We start from the raw sequence: 18,143 nt of genomic DNA on the forward strand, positions 1-18,143 counted from the left end.
CTCCGGTGCTATTTTGTCTTTGCTATAGTTAATCCGATCTTTGACATTGCCCTTCAGAGTCTCCTTCTGATAATGAATCAAACAACAAATAAATTTATAATTTAATCAGAAGGAGAACCCAAGATGTTCACTATTAAAACCTGTCCAATTACAGAAAAACAAATCAATGTAATTGGGGCCAGATTTATAAGCAGCTGCAACGAAACCAACTGTAAGTTCCACCATGAAGGAGTATGCGTTCTGGTCCACAGTTTCATCGTTGAAAGAAATAATGAACAGCGACTTGATGAAATCGAAAGAAAACTCGGAAGAATCAGCCGCTAACGGTTTTGTCGGAGTCGGGATTAAACTTAGTTGAACGGTACAACCCGACTCTTTCCCCTTCAAATGCACTTCTGACATATTCAATTGCAGCATCAAGTTCTGCGAAACTTAGTCCACTTGCCGAACCAATCATTTTTGCAGCAACTTCTTTGGCACGGACTTCCTCTTCATCACTCAAATGGATAAGCGGTAGCATCTTTCCTCCTTCACTTTTAACAGGACGTACGAGCCCCGTTATCATCATATTTTTTAGGCTCCCTCTCCCGACATTCACACTCACCGCACGACAAAGGTGGGTCATGAGTGTGTTTAATATGGTATAGAGGGCAGTCTTCGTTGCAGATTTGGAATTGATGGGATGGAGGGAACACTAGTGCGCCTCCATTAATGAAGCCTCAGAAGGCAAAGGAAATTTTTCGGGATAAGCGATATGTTGCGCTAATCGAACAACTGTAGAATCTGCTCGATTTGTGGATTTGATACGACGAAAGGATGCAGGATGGATTGATAGCGCATTGGCTACATTATCCCTGCCTAACTTTCTCTCTAACTGGGAGATCAATTCTAGTGTAAATGGTTCGCTTCGTTTCATAGAGTTCAAAATAGAACCATTGGCTCCATTTTGTAAAGAGAAATTTGAACAATGACACTTACACCTTTATATGATGATTAATAATAATGAATAGTGAACTACTTGAAAGAATTATTGTGGATGAATTTGCCCAAATAGCTAAAGATCAAGGTATTCATAAAACCAAGGTCGGACGGAAAGCATTTGGCGACAGCGAATCTGGCAGTAAAAAATGGATATATATCCTTGAAGGTAGAAAGGACCGACGCCCACAATCTCTTACAATTGCTGACATGTCAGATCTTTGTAATGCGTTAGGTGTTCCTATTGAATCAATTATGTTTAATGCTATTCAACGCTGTAAAAATGAAGTGCAAGAGTTGGCTAATACCCAGCAAACGAAGAAATCAGCTTAAAGCTTATATATTCGTCTGGCACGGCTATTCGACTAAAAAACAAGAATCATTATAATGGCCCAGCTACAAACCAGACTAGAAAACTATTAAATTTCTATATTGACTCGACTAAAGGCGGTGTATAGTGGTATCACTAAGTGATGGCATTGAGTTGAACACGAAAAATAGAAAGCTACTTGCTAAACTTTTTCGACAACCAAAACCTAAAGATATTAAGTACCAAGAGGTTGAAAGACTACTACTCGGCCTTGGAGCAATAAAAAGTGAGAAAGCCGGAAGCAATGTTGCTTTTTTCTATAACGGACATATCACACAGCTCCACATTCCGCACCCGGACCCAACATTTTGCGGGGGGCGGATAAAAGCCATAAAAGAGTACTTAATTACAGCGGGAGTCGTAAATGAAAACATTTGAATACAAGACCTACACAGGCCAAATTGAGCCAGACACAGAACAAGACATTCTGTATGGTAGAATACTCAATATTAATGATGTTGTTGATTTCCAAGGCACAACCATTTCAGAAGCAAGAAAAGCATTTGAGGAATCAGTAGATTCCTATCTTGAGGTATGCAAAGAATTTGGCAAAGAACCAGATAAGCCTTTTTCTGGAAAAACAACATTAAGAATGGGGACTGATCTTCATAAAAAACTAAATAAGGCTTTCATAACAGGTGGATATAAAAGCTTAAACAGCTATATAGTTACAGCCCTTGAAAAAAATCTTGAGGAAGAACAGCGAGGAAATCTCGAATGTTCCAAGTGTAAACACAGTGCCGCAATAAACGAAATGCAAAGTCAAATTTTCAAGTTCAAAACGGCATTTACAAGCATACCTTCAAGCTCAGCCCCAAACCTCCTCGTTACAGACGACAAAGGTTGGAGCAACTCGATACAATAAATGAGGCATAAGATGAACCCCATAAGCACCATATTCACCATTATAGACTTGAATTACAAAACATATGAACTCAAATCGGCAACTTACACTGGCCAAAATGATATAAGTACTAAATTTAGAATAAATAAGACCAGCAACCTAATATCCGTGAGACTCACCTACACAACGGCTGAAAATGCATTCCCCTTTTTCTTGAATACAACAGGAGAACTTACAAGTCAGTATAAAAAATTAGGCAATGCAAACCAAATAGTAGAAAGCTTAATAACAGTACTGATACCCATTTTGTATGACAACATAAGAGCTACAATTGGATCATTGACACTCATTGGAGGTCATCAAGCTTTTTTAGGTGCATCACGCTCTGAGATCATTGCAAACCACTCAACACCTGACCACAAAAAACTCCTAAAGCAACAAGCAACCCAAATGCTCAAGTCATAACTACCCCTCACGAATTCAACTTAGAAACCCCCGCCCCCGCGGGGTTTTCTTTTGCCCAATTACCAGTGTAATCCCCACAGATAGCAAAACTGCCCCATGTATTTTGAGCCAATGGATCTATTTTTATGTTGACAAATAGATCCATTGGCTCTATTTTTAATTCTACACAACGACCACAAGACCAAACGCACCGCGCGAAACATCCGGAACAAGTACGCCTTGAATCAACGTGTGAATTGATTTTCAAATTATTCGAAGTCTGTGAAGGACTGCATAGATACAGATACCTCCTCACAACTTGGGTGTGCCGGAAACTCCCCTTTCCGGCCTCCTCACAGGCTTCGAACAAGAAAACGGAGATAAGATGTGCCTACATGTAATCTTTCACCGCACAGTCACCTTTGAAGCGACATGCACTTATTGCGGCGCACATGAATGGCTGACCACTGAAAAGGCAGTGACGAAGTTCACCAAAGACCACGCAGACTGCAACAAGCTTTACGAGGCCGAGTATGAGCAATCCTTATGTGAATTACGAATTGGCGAAAATACAGAAGCAACTTCAAGAATTGCGCCCACACATGACGAACAAAGGCATGTGTAAAATTGGCGGATTAATAGTGGAACTTACGGACTTGCAGAACTTTGCGGCTCCGCAGGATCAATACCCGACAGACGAAAACAACTGTCATCGCGGGTTTCATCACAACAGGTAGGAGTAACTATGTCAGAATTAAAAATCATAGATTTGTTCATCATCTGTCACGAATGCCGCAAGGTTTTCACTGGCAAAAATATAACCCTCAACACCCCTTGCCCTGATTGCGGAACAACCGACTTCGCATACATCAAAGCTGAAGGCATTGTGGATGCCGTTGAAAACGAAATGGCCCTTGAAGCTATCCTTGCTCACTCAAACTGTGCCGTAGTTCACGAAGTTGCAAATGTAATGGGCTACTCGGAATCCGGCGGCAGAGATTCGCGTAATAACGACAGCCATTTGAAAAACCTGAAAGAATGGCTTGAAGATCAGGAGTAACCATGTATCGCGCAGAAGATTTTATCAGAAACTGCCCACTGCTGAAAGAAGGTGGCGTTGTGAACAGACTAAATAAAGCTAAAGCCCTTAATCCTTTTAATGCCAAAAAGGTTGCAAACCTTGGGTGTAGTTCCAGCGAAAAGGCTTGTCTGAATTTCGCTCTCACCCTCTATAATCCCGGCAACTATCCTTTTGAAATAGGAAAACTTCTTATCAACGTTTCCGACCAACCGACACTTGATCATGTTGCAGAATGGATTCGTAAGGGCAGTCTAGGGCTGGACTAGATAGGCCATGTTGAAAGCAGGACTGCGAGTGCAGGTTAAAACAAGCATCCGGAGACGGTCATACCTAGCATATGTTGATAGGCTCGACCCTCGCGGCTTTTGGGTAGGATTCAAAATTGTAAATGGACGCATGAATAAAACAAGGCTCTGCATATTCAGACCTAAACATGTAACCGCTATAGAAACCGAAGCTGGTTTGCGGTGCGTTTTACAGGAAACTTTATGAAAAAAGAAATCAAAGAAAGATACAAGATTAAAGGCTTTGATTATGAGGTCGATGAAAAAGGCCGCGTGTTCAGCACTAAGCACCATCCCGGTTACGGCATAGGCTGGCAGATGATGCCCACTAAGCCGGGCTTAACTCGTATTCCGCAGTATACCCTGCGCCGAGACGGTGAAAGTTTCGTTTTCCGTATTGATTTACTGGTAGATAAATATTTTGATTCAACCGAAGTTTTTGACGGCAATTGGTTCCGCAAAATGCGCTCAGAATCTAAAAAGCATAAAGCCCTAATGCGCGCGACATTCCTTGAAGAGAAAAGACAGACGAAGGAAGCAGGAAAGGCACTAGTAAGACCTACGCCTGAAACGGATATTATCATTGAACAAAAGTCAGCTCCAAACACTTACATACCTTGGTCGAACACAGAACAGCTTATAGAAAATTGCCGTTTTGATGAAAGCTACTCTGCCGCAATTGGTGGAGATTCAAGAGACGCTCAAATGTGCCCACTTAGATAAGGACAATTCACCATGAATCTTACAAGCACCCTGCAATCCCACTTAGGCCGCCGCTATTCTGCCGAAGACGTCGCAACAGCATTTGCGAAATCTAAAAACTGGGTCTATAGAAATGCAACCGCTATCGGCGGTGTTCGCATGGGAAAAGAATGGGTGTTCTTTGAAATAAACATGGTCAATTGCCTCACCAGAGGAACAGACGATGCCAATACAGCGAAAAAACAAGACCACGCAGAAGAAGGAATGGTTCGGAAGGATAACCTTGCCGAATGGAAAGCAGAAAGAAAAGAAAGCTTCGACCAAAAAGGAAGCGTTGGATTGGGAATGTATGATGAGGCAGAGGTTGAGCGAATTATCAGCGACCCCGACCCTTTCAATCTCATTACACAGTCTCACCACCAGACACCTTGAAGCACAAGTAGCCAAAGGAATCAGCGAAAGTTGGTTTCAGGATAAAAAGCTTGTGCTTAAGGAACTTCTAAACGCTTCTGGTGTAAAGCCCTTTCAACCTGCGGTTAATCTTGAACACGAAACCGTCCGCAAATTCCTTGATAAAATTGCCACGCTAAAAACGGGGCATAGGGCCAACAGATACCGCCGCCATATTCTTAGAATGTGGTCATGGGGCAAGACGGCCCGACTTATATCCGGCGAGTGCCCTTGGGATGTTGAGAAATACAAAGAAGTGCGGAACCCTCGTTATATCCCTTCTGAAGACGACTTCTGGAAGGTGTACGAAATAGCTGATCAGGTTCCGGACGGTTCAAGCCACAGAACAGGTGTTTACAATTCTGAGCCGCACCGTAAAACGATCCTGCTTACATTCCTTCATACAGCCGCCAGAAAATCAGAGATATTTGATCTCAAAAAAGAAGACCTCGACTTATCAGCCCGTAAAATACGTTTATGGACTGCCAAGCGTGACGGCGGCGTGGAATATGATTGGGTTCCAATGACTGGAATTCTGCACGATGAGCTTGAAAAGCACCTTGCCCGGCAAAAGCTTGAATTCCCATTCACGGATTACGTGTTCGTGAACCCTGCAACCGGACTCAATTATTCCAGCGTAAGCAAAATGATGGAAAGATTGTGTAAACGGGCTGGAGTAAAGCATTTTGGCTTCCACGCTATCCGACACCTCACCGCGTCGATTCTAGATAGCAAGATGGTGCCTATGGCTGATATTCAGGCCATACTACGGCACAAGTCTATGGAAGTGACCGCAAAGTACGTTCATTCCATAAGAGGCGCGCGCGTTGAGCTGGATAAGGTGTTTGGAACAGGCAAAGTGATTCAGTTTGAGGACATAAAAAAAGCCCCCGCAAAAGCGGAGGCTTGAAATAAAGGTGAGTAAAGCAGTGAGTAAAGCTTACAACCGACTCACTATTTAGCTCTAAACCCTTGAAATAATTGGTGGGCAATACAAGATTCGAACTTGTGGCTTCCAGCTCCGGAGGCTGTTTTCGCAGTTGTTTCACACATAGCACTCAAGTCAATATCCACTCTATTCATTAATATTATTGATTTTATTTCAAAGACATTGTTTACTGAATCTACGAGCAAGGGTAGCATTTGGGTAGCAATTCCGCATTTGGGTAGCATTTGGGTAGCAAAAAAATGATCCGTATTAAGACAAGATATATTGGCGTTTATCATAGAGAATCTGACACTCGTAGGTTCAGAGGAAAGCCTGACATTTGCTATGAGATAACCTACAAGCTTAAGAACCGCAAAAAGATATGGGAAAAGATCGGCTGGAAAAGTGAAGGCTTTTCCGCTGTCATGGCCAACAACCTGCGCAGTGAGCGTTTGGTGAAAATTAAGACCGGAACTGTCTCGGTTATCATCAACATTACATATGCAAAAGCATGGCAAAATTATTGCGATAGACATTTGACCGAAGGAAAATCTAAGGCCACCGACATATACCGTCATAACAAGCATATTGAAAACACTCTCGGACACTTCAGGCTGGATCAAATAACACCGGACATTCTCCAAACCTTCATGAATCGTTTGTCGGACACACTCAGTCCGCAGAGTGTTAAACATGTCCTTGCCCAGGTCAGAAGAGTCATCAACAAGGCCATTAAGTGGGGCCACTGGGACGGAGTAAACCCTGTCACTAGAATCACAATGCCCACTATCAATAATAGTAGAACACGATACTTCACACCTAATGAAGCAGCTCAAGTGCTTGAAGAGCTCCAATACCGCAGCCCTCAAACACATTCCATGGCCACCGTCAGCCTCCACACCGGGATGAGATTCGGAGAGATCGCAGCTATTCGCTGGGCAGATGTAAATTTTGATGCCGGAACCATCTCTATTTTTGACGCCAAAACAGGTGATAGACACGCCTTGATGACTGACACCGTTAAGAAAATGCTTTCTGATATGCCCAACAAAGTTCCAAGCGATTACCTTTTCTTTTCTAGAAAAGGCGACAAGATAAAAGCAGCCAGCCCCACCTTTGAGCGAGTTGTAAATGAACTCGGGCTTAATGCCGACATAACTGATCGACGCCAAAAAATTGTATTTCATTCTCTTAGACACACCTACGCCTCCTGGATGGCAACTAAAGGAATCCCGCTTTATGTTATCGCAGAACTGCTTGGCCACAGTACTTTAGAAATGGCCAGCCGCTATGCTCACCTCTGCCCTGACCAAAAACGAGAAGCCTCAAACATGGTGCAGGAAGTTTTCAACTCGGCTGGTCAATAGTTCTAACCAAACCCGAAGTGTAAAATTTCTCCAGATCTGACTTTCTATACAATATTTTACTGCCCCTTCTAGTATACATAGGCCCACGCCCTTCTCCCCTGAGCTTTCGTAATGAAGCCGCACTTTCACCATAAAGAAGAGCAACTTCATTAGTATTCAGGTTTTCTTTACGCTTAAGGAATTCCATTTCAAACACCGGCTTCATATTTTCGCCCACAACTTCGCGCAGCACACTTTGCATTTCCTGCGGGAATCCGGAAGAGACTGGTGCTAAATGTTTTTCACATAGCTTAGACAGCTCTGCTTCAAATTCTTCTTTGCCCATCACTCACTCCATACGATATTGGTTAAAGCCATTCCAACCTCAGTTCCGAGCAACGGATCAGTGGTTGCCGCATCGCCACACTCATACAACTCATGCTCCCTCTCTCCGGCCAGATCCTTAATCAAGGAAAGAACTGACATTTCCAAATACCGCCACGGTTTCTTTCTGCCAGTTTGAAGCTTAACAATGAGCGCATCGCAAACCAGCATATGAACCGCCAGCCAGTAGTGCATCCATTCATCGGCCTCAAATTCATTATCTGGAAACATTACTTCCACGATATCTTTGACCTGAGCGAAAGATTTCTTCACGGCCTTGTCAGCTCTGGTACTGGTTATTGGATCAAGCCGCCCCTTTGCTTCAGAATACCATTTACGGATTTTCTCTGAAGCAGAACGACCGCGCGCAGATCTACAAACAGACTCGTCCATCAGATCAAGGCCGGTATCAATCATGGACAGCACAACATGAAGCTGCCTGTTTGTTATGGCCTGCCGTTTGCGCCGGTTGTTTAAATTATTTGTCATGAGATCTCCCTTATAAAATCTTCCAGCCCACTACCTTTCATATCCTTCAGACAAATCCTTAACGATCCTTCCACCAATTTCGATTTGGTAACTACTCCGAATTTTCGCTTAAGCTTTACCTGCATCAGCTCCAAATCTTCATTTACATCTTCATCTACATAGATAGTAAGTTTGTAAGGCTTAGCTTTTGCCGTCTTGACGTCAGGACGTCCAAGCGGTTTAACGTCTGGACGGTTTGCCGTTTGGTCGCTTTGCTGCTCTGACGGCTTACCGCCACCCTGATCTCCCAACACGCTACCCAAAATATCAGGAGTCTTCTCCCTCTTGCTACCGCCTGGCATATTCATCCACCGTGCGGACCAGCACTTCATACATTTTAGCTCCTGTGCATTCAGGAGAGTATTCAAAAATAGTCTGTCCATGACCAAAGCTTTCAGCCAGTCGCACGTTAACGGGGATTGGTTCCCGCACTATTTCACCGAAATGATCCTGCAACTGGATCAAAGTCTCTTCCGACTGTTTCACCCTGCCATCCAAAAAAGTAGGGACAATGTGATCAATTATTATATCTTCACGATACTTCTGAACCTTTTTGAAGTTCTTAATGAACTCCGCAACTCCATTCAGAGTCATAGGCATGAGAGAAATGGGACACACCAATTCATCTACGTAAAAGAACACGTTAATATTCAGAACATCCCAACCTGGCGATGTATCAAAAATCACGTAATCAAAATTCATGGATTCAAGAGGCTCAAGCAGCTCTGTAAGAGCCATTTCCCGCTTCATGTCTTTGTTAGATATCCATTCCTTAAGAATGGCCAAATCAGCCCCACCCGCTATAACCTGTAAATTTTCCCGGGCCTGCACCAAACAATCTTCTAACGCGACACCACGAGTCACATCAGTCAAACAGTATTTGGGCTGCAAACCCAAATACGGACTCACCTGCCCTTGGGTATCCAGATCAATCAGCACCACAGACTTACCGCGCCGCGCCAGCCCATGAGCCAAGTTAACGGCGGTAGTAGTTTTACCTACCCCGCCCTTTGACAAACAAACGGCTATTTTCCGCATGACTGTCCACCCTGACCACCGTACTGAATACTAATGAATGCTCCTGGCAATTTTACCAGCAAAGCATCCATCAGTTCCTGTGAAGACATTTCCCGCTGGTTTTCCTCAGCGATCCTTTTTTTCAGCTCAGTAATGGTCAAAGCTCCCGTGGCTTCATCAGATAGAACTCTGAACTTCGGGCCTTCACCTGTTCGAATCCAATCTGGATCCACGCCGCCGATCTCAAGAGCTTTAACAAACCACTCTGCCGGAATTGAGTTCCGACGCTTGGCATCAGATATTGACGATTGGCGAATTCCCAAAGCTTCAGCCAGCTTAACCTGAGTCGGTCTTCCTTCTATAAGAAACGCTTCACCAAGCCTCAGCAGTACCGCTTCAAATTCGATTGTGCCTCTCATAAGCATGAAAACCTCCGTTTTGTTTTGCTTTATTCCTCGCCGGAATACAGAATCACTTCCATTTTCCGGCCAGAAATAAAACTTGCCAAATCTGCAAACATAACCACCTGAAATAATGGCTTTATGATTAGAAAACCCAACATTGCCATTAATCACCGTCCAGAATATCTACTATACTGGGGTTATCTTTAAGTGTCGGGAGAGCCAGACGCACAGAAGCGCGAATGTATTTTGATTGCTGTCCACCTGAAATTTTAAGGAGGTCATCCTTCATCTTTGCAGACATGGCTACAGATACATTTTCAGTAAGGGGACTTTTGCGTTTGCGGGAGAAGCTGGTGGCAGTGAGAAGGTCCGTAGCGTGCGCTTCTTTGCGATTCTTAAAAGACAGAACAATCGCAGCAATAACTACAGCAGCCAGCGTACAACAAATGATGGTTAGGGAAACGTCAATTCCACTACCTTGCATCATGCTACCCTCGCTTTTGGGCCGGTCTTTTGAGCTTTTGTAGGTAGAGGAACCAGATGTTTTGGAATTTTAAAACCCTCTTCACCTAACTCTACACTGCAAAGTTTCTCGTAAACAGATAGCTTTGTGTACTGGCTATTCAAAAACTGGGACAGCTGCTGAGGAGTAATATCTAGCTCTTTAGCTACATCCTTTTTTTTAATTCCATTGGCCACAAACCATGCATCCAAAGCACGCTTTCTGCTTTGACTGAGATTATCGTTTAGTGCTAAAGACAAAAGTGCTCCCAAGTTATCGGTTACAGGGTGTTTGTTCAAAGGCCACCCCGAGTAACTAAATATTAATTTAACTCTAAAGTTGTGATTATCCAACTTACTACTAAAAATCAAGAAGAAAAGTAGATTTATGAAAGACTTTATAGGAGATGGCTTCCCAGAACGCCTTCAACAGATCATAGATTCTAAAGAATGGAACAAGGGTGAATTTGCCAAAGTAGGTGATGTTACAGGAAAAAGTATGTCCACTTATGTTGGTGGTACTGCTTTGCCTAAAGCGAAGACTTTGGCGAACTGGGGTACTTTTGCAGATATAAGTATTGATTGGCTGCTGCTTGGCCGTGGTGAAATGTACTATTCTAAAAGAGCTAAAGAAGAATTAGATCCTATAATTCGCAGAATCCACGAAACACGGAAAGTTCTTGAAGAGCTAGGGGCAGACCCTGAAACCATCCAACAAGCGATTCTGAACATCACTAAAAGCTCAGGTGATGAGCTTCAAGAAAATTTCGCGAGTTAAAGAAAAAAGAATACCCCTTCTGGTTCAAAGGATTGTTTGGACCGGAGGGGGAAATTTTTTAGGATTTGATATAGGTAGTTGGATTGAAATATGGAATAAGCATTGACAATTATAAGTATAATGACTCTAACAAAATTGAAATTGAAAACAATTATTTTTACATTCTAACATACACAAATACTATGAAATCAATACAAGTTGAAAATCTAAAAAGTCTTGTCAAAACACCTAAAATTGAAATTAAACCTATTACTATTCTTGTTGGCAAAAATAGCAGTGGGAAAAGCACCTTTTTAAGAACCTTCCCACTTTTTAAACAGAGCGTAGAGGAAAACATAAAAGCTCCAATACTTTTTTGTGGAAACTATGTAGATTTTGGTGAATTTGGTGAAATCAGAAATAAGAGCACTAAAAATGATTCTATAACATTCACTATTGAATCAGAAATTGATCAAAAATCGCTACTAAATAATGCTTATAGATATAGTTTTAACTTAAGCAAATTTATGGATCAAAATAGTAATGAAATTCTTCCTATAAAATTCATATCAAAAATAAAAAACAAAGTAAAAAATGTCCGTAATACTTATTTAGAATCTTTTAAAATATCTATAGCAGACCAGAATTTAGACTTTAAATTTGACGAAGACTCGAAGTTGATTGATCTCAATATTAATGATGAAAGCTTTAAAGATTTTTTAGCTGACATATATAGTACAAATTCTGGATTAGTACCGAATCTCATAACTAAAATATCCTTAGATAAAAATTACATATACAGCCATAGCTGGGTCTTTCCGCAATTCCAGGAACAATCTCGTTACGAACGCTTGGTGAAAATAATTAAGAAACACGTCTATAATACAACTAGTGATGAAAATATTGCCGACATTGTGCGCTCCATATCAATCGGATCCAAATCTTTCACCTTATCAAGCTGTAAAAACGATTTTCTAAAAACTAAAACTTGGATTAAAAAAGCTAAAACGTGGACTACCGATTCCAAAGAATTTCAAAGCGTTAACAATGCTTTATTGTTTGAAAATTTTATGAGTATGGTAAATTTTATTGGTAACCATTTTAAATTATACTCTCAAAGAATTAACTATATAAGTCCTTTTAGAGCTTCTCCAGAAAGGTACTATCGCCATCAAGAATTAGCTGTCCATAACATAGATCCGCAAGGTAAAAATACAGCAATATTCCTTGACAATCTAACCAACAGGCAAAAAAAGAATTTAGAAGAATGGACCGACAACAATTTTGATATAAAACTTAAAACAACATACAAATCAGGTCATCTTTCTATTGAACTTAAAGAGAATAAATCTGATTTTTACATAAATATTGCTGACATAGGATTTGGTTATTCTCAACTTCTGCCTATTATTATCCAACTTTGGTTCAAAACTACTAAAGATCATAAAGACATAATCTTTGAAACTGGATACGAAACATTCGCTATTGAGCAGCCAGAGTTGCACCTACACCCTAAAATGATAGGTCATTTTACGGATTTACTAGTAAAACTGATATCTTCAAATCATTTAAAAGAAACAAATATAAAACTAATTATCGAAACTCATAGCAAGTCACTTATTAATAGAATTGGTCAACACATAGCTAAAAAAAACATTACTCCTGACTCAGTAAACGTAGTTATATTCGACAATAAAAACGGCTACGAATCAAACATAGACATTGCCAAATTCAATGATAAAGGAATGTTAAATAACTGGCCTGCTAATTTCTTTCTTCCGGAGCGATTTTAAAATGATTTTTGAAATTGACTCCAGCATATCTGATTTTCTTAAAAATGAGACCGGAAATCGTGATTTAACCATGAAATGTTTAAAGAAGGTCGAGGCTCTTCTATTAAATGCTAGCGATGGAAAAAATGTTATCTTTTTTGAAGATATTGAAATTATAGAATCATTAATTGACTGCGGAAAATTTTCAGAACCGACGGGTTATTTCCTTGAATACCTAAGAGAAAACTTTGCATCTACAGGATCATTTATAGAATTAACAAGTAGACACATCAAAATTGTTTTAGAATGTGAACCCGAAATCATTATTAACGACAAAAATCATACTGTAGTAACATTACCTATTTTTAAACTCGATCAATCTTTTTTTGGTAAAAGCGTGCTGCTAACAGAAAATCTGGTAGACGGTAAATTTTATAAGAGAATGACACAGTGTTATTGCAAAAATTACGGACAAAATATAGATTTTGATTTTGAACTAAAACATGGCGGTGGCAACAGCACAGGGACAGTATTTAAAGAAACTTTTAACAATCAAGATAAAAATTGCTTATGCATTGTTGATTCTGATAAATCTCACCCCGAATGTAACTTTAAAGAAACGGCTAAATCAGTTTTAGACGAGCATAACAATTCAGATTTAGCTAAATTTATATCCGACTTCTACATCTTAGAAGTAAAAGAGGCTGAAAATTTGATCCCAACGGAAGTCATCGAAAAAGTAATCGATCCTCAACAAACTGATAATTTTAATACTTATAAAAGTTTAAGTAACGAGGGCGCACAATTTTTTGACTGCAAAAAAGGAATTAATCGACGGTCTTTTTCAAAAAATAGAGATCAACTTCATCTCGAGTTTTGGAGAAAAGAGCTTGAAGGAATTGATCCAAATGCAAATGACTTTTTATCCCAAATTGCCAATAAACCTGCGGGTTGCATGACAAACTGTACAGGTTGCCTTAATAGAAATTGCAAGCAACCTTACTGCGGAGGAATTGGAAGCAAAATCTTAGATAACTCTATTGATATAATCAATAATGACGAACAATACTCATTACGCGAGAATATTCAAAAAGAATGGGAAACCATTGCTAAGAAAATAATTACTTGGTCAATTGTTCAACCAGAATATCGATTTTCATAAATTTTTAAGAAATAATACGAGAAATACTATCCATATCTAGCGATTAAATTCAAACGGATCAGGAACATTCTCATAGAACACCTGTTCCAGCTCATGCAGATCAACTTTGAAATATTCTCTTTTGCGGTTAATTCTGCAAGCATCTAGTTTGACATGAAGTAACTGTTCGGTCTGGAATGGCTCCATGCACTTAAAATAAAACTCAACCTTAAAAGGCATAGGGACTCCTGTCCCACTCCCGTCACGGCCTTTGTACAGATCTTCTGCTCTTCTATGTGGACAATGCTTTGTATATCCAACTTTATACAATCCCGGCATTGCGGGATTAGAAAGGCAATACACACAGCCCTCATATTCAATTTCACGCCACGCGCTAGGGGTAAAAACTTGCCGTGCAGTTGGAGTAAAAACGACATTTTTATTTGTAAGCAGTTTTGGTTTTACAATGTCATCCTCTACAGCCTTTCTCTCCTGAATATTCACATCAGGCATACTTCGGTTGACTGAAACAGGAAAAAACCTTGATTCAAGATGGTTATAGCTTTTAAAGTATCCCCACAAAACCAAGATAACCCCAACAATTTCGGCAATGGATTCAAACCCCTGACCTAGCAATGGAGTAATTATCAAGTCTGATATATTTACCCCGAATATCAAACCACAATATATTGCAAAGACAAAACCACATACTCCAAAAATCCAGTCCCATAATAACTTAAAAAAATAGCGCATTATAGCAGTCCTTTACACCGAGAATACTCACAAGATTGTATGCCAACAAGAACCTATTTTTAAACAATATTCACCATAATCAGCAAGACAACAAAAAAAGCCGGAACGCACGACGGCAGTTCCGGCTATATCTTTATTAAGATATATTTCAATACCATCAACACATAAAGCGGCAATAGTTAAAGACTCTACATCATACACTCAAAAAGACTTTCCGACTCACATGAAACACACTGAATATTCATTTCATAATACTTGAGTGATTTACAATTAATTTTCTGAACAAAAGTAGTCTTCTAATCCTTCAATCTGCCTATTCACTGCATTTTCAAGTTCAACATACTCACCAGTTATCTGCTGCTGACTTTGGTTCGCCAAAAAAAGAAGACTGCTAGATAATCCTTGAATCAACAAGACCAATTTGTCGTTTTGATCCAATTTATTCTTTAGCACCCACCTAGAAATTGAATTCTGCGACAAACCAAAAAGAGGTTCGCTGCTATCTAAAAAACGATCATTAATGATCGTTAAAACACACCGTTGTTTATTAAGACGACTTTTAAAATCACCCATAAAAACTATCTACCTCCTTTATCAATCTTCTCATCCAATCATCAACGATAGGTAAAGAATCAATCGTTTCACAAATCAATTCTCTAGATGGAACACTTCCTACCCCACGAACACTAAGAATCCGTGCAGACTGTAAGCATTCATATGCGTTCTTGGAAATGATCAAACTTTTTTCAGCCAACTCCAAAGCCGAATTTCTCGAAAAAGTTGGTTTAGTACCTAAGGCCAACGAATAGCAAGTTGCTAGATTCCTTACTGCCAAAAAAAGCGTTGAAAGCTCAAACACCTGACTATTAGTTATTTTTACAGTAGCCCTAGCAACTTCGAAAATATTGTAGAATTTCCTACAATCACTTATCGAAGAAGTATATTTATTCGGCATGCCCAAAGACTCAATGTAATCTATACCATCTTCTGAATACAACAGCCTAGATTCATAATAAAGATGCCATGCAAAAGGATTTCCTTGCTTCCAAAGTAATTTAATTTTTTCCGGTGAATAGATAGAAAATGTTAGCGGATCAATGCGAGACAAATTAGTGTCTACAATGGCCAACAAATCAATATCAGAACTTAAATCAATTTCACCTCGACAGACTGACCCAAAAGCATAAATGTGCATTTTATCTTTTATTAAACCTTTTAAGAATTATTGACATAAAAAATCCAAACATAACTAGTCGAACGAATTTTATCACTGTTAAGGATACAGAACTATAGCTTTTAGGGGAGAATGTGCCTAAAAATATTTGTGGAGCCACCTCCACCGACTCCCATAATTCAGAAACGAGTTTTGATTCGGTATGATATATAAAATTAAAAAAAGCGATGCTCACGAACACCAGCCCCACAGCTCTACACAATTTATATGTACTTTCACCATTTCCCCAAATAAAATCTAAGCTAATAAAATTAACATAGCTCATAAAAGATTTTAGACGAGCAAAGCCTTTATATTTTCTCCTATAGTAAGACTCTTTAGAAAGACATGACTTACGTAGATGAACCTTAGTAGATTCTAGTTCTATCTTTATTGCCTTATTAACTGACTGGACTTCGCCCAGAGATTGATAATTTTTACGTAAAGTTCGTGCAAATGAACTTTTTAAATTATCATATGCAGGACAACATACATCAAGAATTTCACTAGTGATAATTGTTTTATCAAAGTAAGAATAATCAAAAGAGCATCCTTCAAACGTGCTACCATTAAAATTTGAATTAATAAAACGACATCCAGTAAAATTACATGAATCAAAATTGCAATTTCTTAGATACGAAGAATCAAATATACAGTATTTGAAATCAACTTCTTTAAAAGTTTTCCCCTTTACAACTAGCCGCAAAAATAATTTATTAGCTAAATCTATATTTGCAAGATCCTCATTTATTTTTTTATCTGTTTCAATAATCCTATCGCTATCGGTTAGAATATCCATAATCTATTTAAGCCTTGATTTAGATGTTAAAATCAACCTTTCTTTTAAGAAGAACTAACCTGTTATAATAAAATCAACTCTATAATTTATCAACATTAAGAATAGAATATAAATCAATTTCTTTTGGATCTAAACCTGCGAGATGCAAAGCAATCTGAGCCTTAACAACAGCAGAAATATCCTTATTTTCAATACTCTCAACTAAACATTGAGATTTCAACATTTGATTATCAGACCTCAACCTATCGTAAAGAGCAGTTGCTCTTTCTCTAGTTTGCTCAGACTGTTTAAAGAATAACAGCGCAACACCATCAATTACAACTCCAGGCATAATTTGCATATAGCTACTAAAAACATCTGGTGAAATTAATGCTGCTTTATAGATTATCAAAACAAAACCAACAGTAGCAGCTACTACACTAAACCAAAATTGAACTTTAGCTTGAGCAAGAGCCTGATGATGATAACCTTTAACAAGATCTTGAATAACCCTTCCGTCATAATTGAGCGTTTCATTAACTCCTCGCCCCAACTCGCTGGATCTATTCAAACCAGCCCTTCCCCCAGCAGCCATACCGCAACCGGCCACTTCCCCACTACTAAAGTCATCAGTTTTTTTTACCTTTAAAACTTGGGATTTTGCCTTCTCAGCAATGCTTTCTATCTCGTCTTCTTTCTCTTTTTGTTGCTTTCGATAAAATGAAGAGAGTAGAGAAGTTACTAGTCCTAAGACAGCAGATATCAATCCAGCCATAATTGTTACAACAGATTCAGATGCTAGCGAAGCGACTATATCCAAGCTCATAATTTAATATCCTGCTTAACTTTGTTTAACTTTATTATTCATATAAAAATATTACATACAAAGTCAAATAATCACTTCCCGATCACCCGTCTCACAACCAAATTCCGCTTCTCCAAAAGCCCATCAAGCAAAAAAAGGCCGAAACCACCCAAGAAAGGATAGTTCCGGCCTTTTAAATTTCTTTTACTAAACTCAATCAAGCACAAAAATGAAGTTCTTCACACGTCCGCAAATATAATTACACTAGGATATTGTCATACCTTCACTTGCTTCTTTCTTAACTTCAAAACCCCTGCTCCAAATTCTATTTCTTCATAATCTTTATATAACGCAACAAGAACAGTCACCCCTATAGCTACAGCTGGTATTATTGCGGCTATTTCCATGCCAGATAAAGCGGCAACCGAAGTGACCGCTGCAGCTCCAATCGGGCCTGTTAATGCGGCAACACCTCCAAGACCCAACATTGCAGCAATGCCTGCGGCACCAACTAATGCAATTTTTTTTGTACTATGAAGCTTGTCAGCGAATTCACCATAAACGATGATTTGATCGGCTCCACTACTCATAGCTTCTTCAAGTTCTTCTTTCGTATAAACTACAACTTCTTCCAAAATAGCACTCCTTATATTCATAAATAAA

30 protein-coding genes are annotated in these 18,143 nt (G+C 39.5%); 16 read left to right on the forward strand and 14 right to left on the reverse strand.

Translation table 11 applies throughout. The annotated features are described in order from the left end of the window. Positions 1-123: 123 nt before the first annotated feature. On the forward strand, positions 124-324 hold the full coding sequence (locus BR06_RS0118155; protein ID WP_031485626.1) for a hypothetical protein: 201 nt from the start codon (positions 124-126) through the stop codon (positions 322-324). Here the strand turns inward: BR06_RS0118155 and BR06_RS0118160 are convergent. Then, positions 314-568 (reverse strand): hypothetical protein, encoded by a 255-nt coding sequence (locus tag BR06_RS0118160; protein ID WP_031485628.1) that lies wholly within the window; start codon positions 566-568, stop codon positions 314-316. The genes BR06_RS0118155 and BR06_RS0118160 overlap by 11 nt on opposite strands. Before the next feature lie 434 nt (positions 569-1,002). On the opposite strand from BR06_RS0118160, the gene BR06_RS0118165 reads away from it, so the two are divergent. From BR06_RS0118165 to BR06_RS0118230, 12 genes are all read left to right on the forward strand, one after another. Then, the gene (locus BR06_RS0118165) at positions 1,003-1,311 is read left to right on the forward strand and encodes a hypothetical protein (protein WP_031485630.1); all 309 of its coding nucleotides are present in this window, start codon (positions 1,003-1,005) and stop codon (positions 1,309-1,311) included. A gap of 124 nt (positions 1,312-1,435) precedes the next feature. Then, positions 1,436-1,726, forward strand: a complete 291-nt coding sequence (locus BR06_RS0118170; RefSeq protein WP_031485632.1) for a ferredoxin reductase domain-containing protein — start codon at positions 1,436-1,438, stop codon at positions 1,724-1,726. After that, positions 1,713-2,213, forward strand: a complete 501-nt coding sequence (locus BR06_RS0118175) for a type II toxin-antitoxin system HicB family antitoxin (protein WP_084154265.1) — start codon at positions 1,713-1,715, stop codon at positions 2,211-2,213. Before BR06_RS0118170 ends, BR06_RS0118175 begins: the two co-directional genes overlap by 14 nt. 12 nt (positions 2,214-2,225) lie before the next feature. After that, entirely contained in the window at positions 2,226-2,657 is a 432-nt protein-coding gene (locus tag BR06_RS0118180) for a hypothetical protein (protein ID WP_156952743.1), read from the forward strand. A 364-nt stretch (positions 2,658-3,021) separates the two neighbouring features. Further along, positions 3,022-3,261 carry a hypothetical protein gene (locus tag BR06_RS0118190; RefSeq protein ID WP_031485637.1) on the forward strand — a complete coding sequence of 80 codons (240 nt, stop codon included), beginning with the start codon at positions 3,022-3,024 and terminating at the stop codon, positions 3,259-3,261. A 120-nt stretch (positions 3,262-3,381) separates the two neighbouring features. Continuing rightward, positions 3,382-3,696 (forward strand): OapC/ArvC family zinc-ribbon domain-containing protein, encoded by a 315-nt coding sequence (locus BR06_RS0118195; protein WP_031485639.1) that lies wholly within the window; start codon positions 3,382-3,384, stop codon positions 3,694-3,696. Between the two features lie 2 nt (positions 3,697-3,698). Then, positions 3,699-3,983, forward strand: coding sequence for a hypothetical protein (locus BR06_RS0118200; RefSeq protein WP_031485641.1), 285 nt, complete (start codon positions 3,699-3,701; stop codon positions 3,981-3,983). A 7-nt stretch (positions 3,984-3,990) separates the two neighbouring features. Beyond that, positions 3,991-4,209 (forward strand): hypothetical protein, encoded by a 219-nt coding sequence (locus BR06_RS0118205; RefSeq protein WP_031485643.1) that lies wholly within the window; start codon positions 3,991-3,993, stop codon positions 4,207-4,209. After that, positions 4,206-4,724: a hypothetical protein gene (locus tag BR06_RS0118210; RefSeq protein ID WP_031485645.1), complete on the forward strand. Its 519-nt coding sequence runs from the start codon at positions 4,206-4,208 to the stop codon at positions 4,722-4,724. Before BR06_RS0118205 ends, BR06_RS0118210 begins: the two co-directional genes overlap by 4 nt. A 12-nt stretch (positions 4,725-4,736) precedes the next feature. Then, complete coding sequence (locus BR06_RS20585) at positions 4,737-5,135, forward strand: hypothetical protein (protein ID WP_031485647.1); 399 nt, start codon at positions 4,737-4,739, stop codon at positions 5,133-5,135. After that, positions 5,068-6,063, forward strand: coding sequence for a tyrosine-type recombinase/integrase (locus BR06_RS0118220; RefSeq protein WP_169738262.1), 996 nt, complete (start codon positions 5,068-5,070; stop codon positions 6,061-6,063). Before BR06_RS20585 ends, BR06_RS0118220 begins: the two co-directional genes overlap by 68 nt. Positions 6,064-6,341: 278 nt before the next feature. After that, positions 6,342-7,448: a tyrosine-type recombinase/integrase gene (locus BR06_RS0118230; protein ID WP_031485651.1), complete on the forward strand. Its 1,107-nt coding sequence runs from the start codon at positions 6,342-6,344 to the stop codon at positions 7,446-7,448. Here the strand turns inward: BR06_RS0118230 and BR06_RS20645 are convergent. The 7 genes from BR06_RS20645 to BR06_RS0118270 form a co-directional block, all read right to left on the reverse strand. Further along, positions 7,429-7,773 carry a helix-turn-helix domain-containing protein gene (locus BR06_RS20645; protein WP_031485652.1) on the reverse strand — a complete coding sequence of 115 codons (345 nt, stop codon included), beginning with the start codon at positions 7,771-7,773 and terminating at the stop codon, positions 7,429-7,431. The two genes, BR06_RS0118230 and BR06_RS20645, sit on opposite strands and share 20 nt — an antisense overlap. After that, positions 7,773-8,300 (reverse strand): hypothetical protein, encoded by a 528-nt coding sequence (locus tag BR06_RS0118240; protein ID WP_031485653.1) that lies wholly within the window; start codon positions 8,298-8,300, stop codon positions 7,773-7,775. Before BR06_RS0118240 ends, BR06_RS20645 begins: the two co-directional genes overlap by 1 nt. Beyond that, positions 8,297-8,641: a hypothetical protein gene (locus BR06_RS0118245; protein WP_156952744.1), complete on the reverse strand. Its 345-nt coding sequence runs from the start codon at positions 8,639-8,641 to the stop codon at positions 8,297-8,299. Before BR06_RS0118245 ends, BR06_RS0118240 begins: the two co-directional genes overlap by 4 nt. Then, a complete protein-coding gene (locus BR06_RS0118250) occupies positions 8,628-9,377 on the reverse strand; it encodes a ParA family protein (protein WP_031485656.1) in 750 nt (249 codons plus the stop codon). Before BR06_RS0118250 ends, BR06_RS0118245 begins: the two co-directional genes overlap by 14 nt. Continuing rightward, positions 9,365-9,781, reverse strand: coding sequence for a helix-turn-helix domain-containing protein (locus tag BR06_RS20975; RefSeq protein ID WP_051677199.1), 417 nt, complete (start codon positions 9,779-9,781; stop codon positions 9,365-9,367). Before BR06_RS20975 ends, BR06_RS0118250 begins: the two co-directional genes overlap by 13 nt. Before the next feature lie 142 nt (positions 9,782-9,923). Further along, positions 9,924-10,247: a hypothetical protein gene (locus BR06_RS0118265; protein ID WP_156952745.1), complete on the reverse strand. Its 324-nt coding sequence runs from the start codon at positions 10,245-10,247 to the stop codon at positions 9,924-9,926. After that, positions 10,244-10,522 (reverse strand): helix-turn-helix domain-containing protein, encoded by a 279-nt coding sequence (locus tag BR06_RS0118270; RefSeq protein WP_156952746.1) that lies wholly within the window; start codon positions 10,520-10,522, stop codon positions 10,244-10,246. The genes BR06_RS0118265 and BR06_RS0118270 overlap by 4 nt, the downstream gene beginning before the upstream one ends. Before the next feature lie 127 nt (positions 10,523-10,649). On the opposite strand from BR06_RS0118270, the gene BR06_RS0118275 reads away from it, so the two are divergent. From BR06_RS0118275 to BR06_RS0118285, 3 genes are all read left to right on the forward strand, one after another. Next, on the forward strand, positions 10,650-11,039 hold the full coding sequence (locus BR06_RS0118275) for a helix-turn-helix domain-containing protein (RefSeq protein WP_031485664.1): 390 nt from the start codon (positions 10,650-10,652) through the stop codon (positions 11,037-11,039). Positions 11,040-11,122: 83 nt separating this feature from the next. Continuing rightward, on the forward strand, positions 11,123-12,811 hold the full coding sequence (locus tag BR06_RS0118280; RefSeq protein ID WP_031485665.1) for an AAA family ATPase: 1,689 nt from the start codon (positions 11,123-11,125) through the stop codon (positions 12,809-12,811). 1 nt (position 12,812) lies between these two features. After that, positions 12,813-13,952 (forward strand): hypothetical protein, encoded by a 1,140-nt coding sequence (locus BR06_RS0118285; RefSeq protein ID WP_031485667.1) that lies wholly within the window; start codon positions 12,813-12,815, stop codon positions 13,950-13,952. 36 nt (positions 13,953-13,988) lie between these two features. On the opposite strand, the gene BR06_RS19985 is transcribed toward BR06_RS0118285, so the two are convergent. The 6 genes from BR06_RS19985 to BR06_RS0118315 form a co-directional block, all read right to left on the reverse strand. Beyond that, entirely contained in the window at positions 13,989-14,684 is a 696-nt protein-coding gene (locus BR06_RS19985) for a GIY-YIG nuclease family protein (protein WP_051677200.1), read from the reverse strand. A 270-nt stretch (positions 14,685-14,954) separates the two neighbouring features. Continuing rightward, complete coding sequence (locus BR06_RS0118295) at positions 14,955-15,257, reverse strand: hypothetical protein (RefSeq protein ID WP_031485671.1); 303 nt, start codon at positions 15,255-15,257, stop codon at positions 14,955-14,957. Then, positions 15,250-15,879, reverse strand: coding sequence for a nucleotidyltransferase domain-containing protein (locus tag BR06_RS0118300; RefSeq protein WP_031485674.1), 630 nt, complete (start codon positions 15,877-15,879; stop codon positions 15,250-15,252). Before BR06_RS0118300 ends, BR06_RS0118295 begins: the two co-directional genes overlap by 8 nt. A 1-nt stretch (position 15,880) precedes the next feature. Beyond that, complete coding sequence (locus BR06_RS0118305) at positions 15,881-16,696, reverse strand: pentapeptide repeat-containing protein (RefSeq protein WP_211252492.1); 816 nt, start codon at positions 16,694-16,696, stop codon at positions 15,881-15,883. A 79-nt stretch (positions 16,697-16,775) separates the two neighbouring features. Further along, entirely contained in the window at positions 16,776-17,501 is a 726-nt protein-coding gene (locus BR06_RS19990; RefSeq protein ID WP_051677201.1) for a TRADD-N-associated membrane domain-containing protein, read from the reverse strand. A 254-nt stretch (positions 17,502-17,755) separates the two neighbouring features. Continuing rightward, positions 17,756-18,115 (reverse strand): hypothetical protein, encoded by a 360-nt coding sequence (locus tag BR06_RS0118315; RefSeq protein ID WP_031485680.1) that lies wholly within the window; start codon positions 18,113-18,115, stop codon positions 17,756-17,758. Positions 18,116-18,143 lie beyond the last annotated feature (28 nt).

This window comes from Maridesulfovibrio frigidus DSM 17176, assembly GCF_000711735.1.
In the GTDB taxonomy this organism is placed as follows: Bacteria; Desulfobacterota; Desulfovibrionia; order Desulfovibrionales; family Desulfovibrionaceae; genus Maridesulfovibrio; species Maridesulfovibrio frigidus.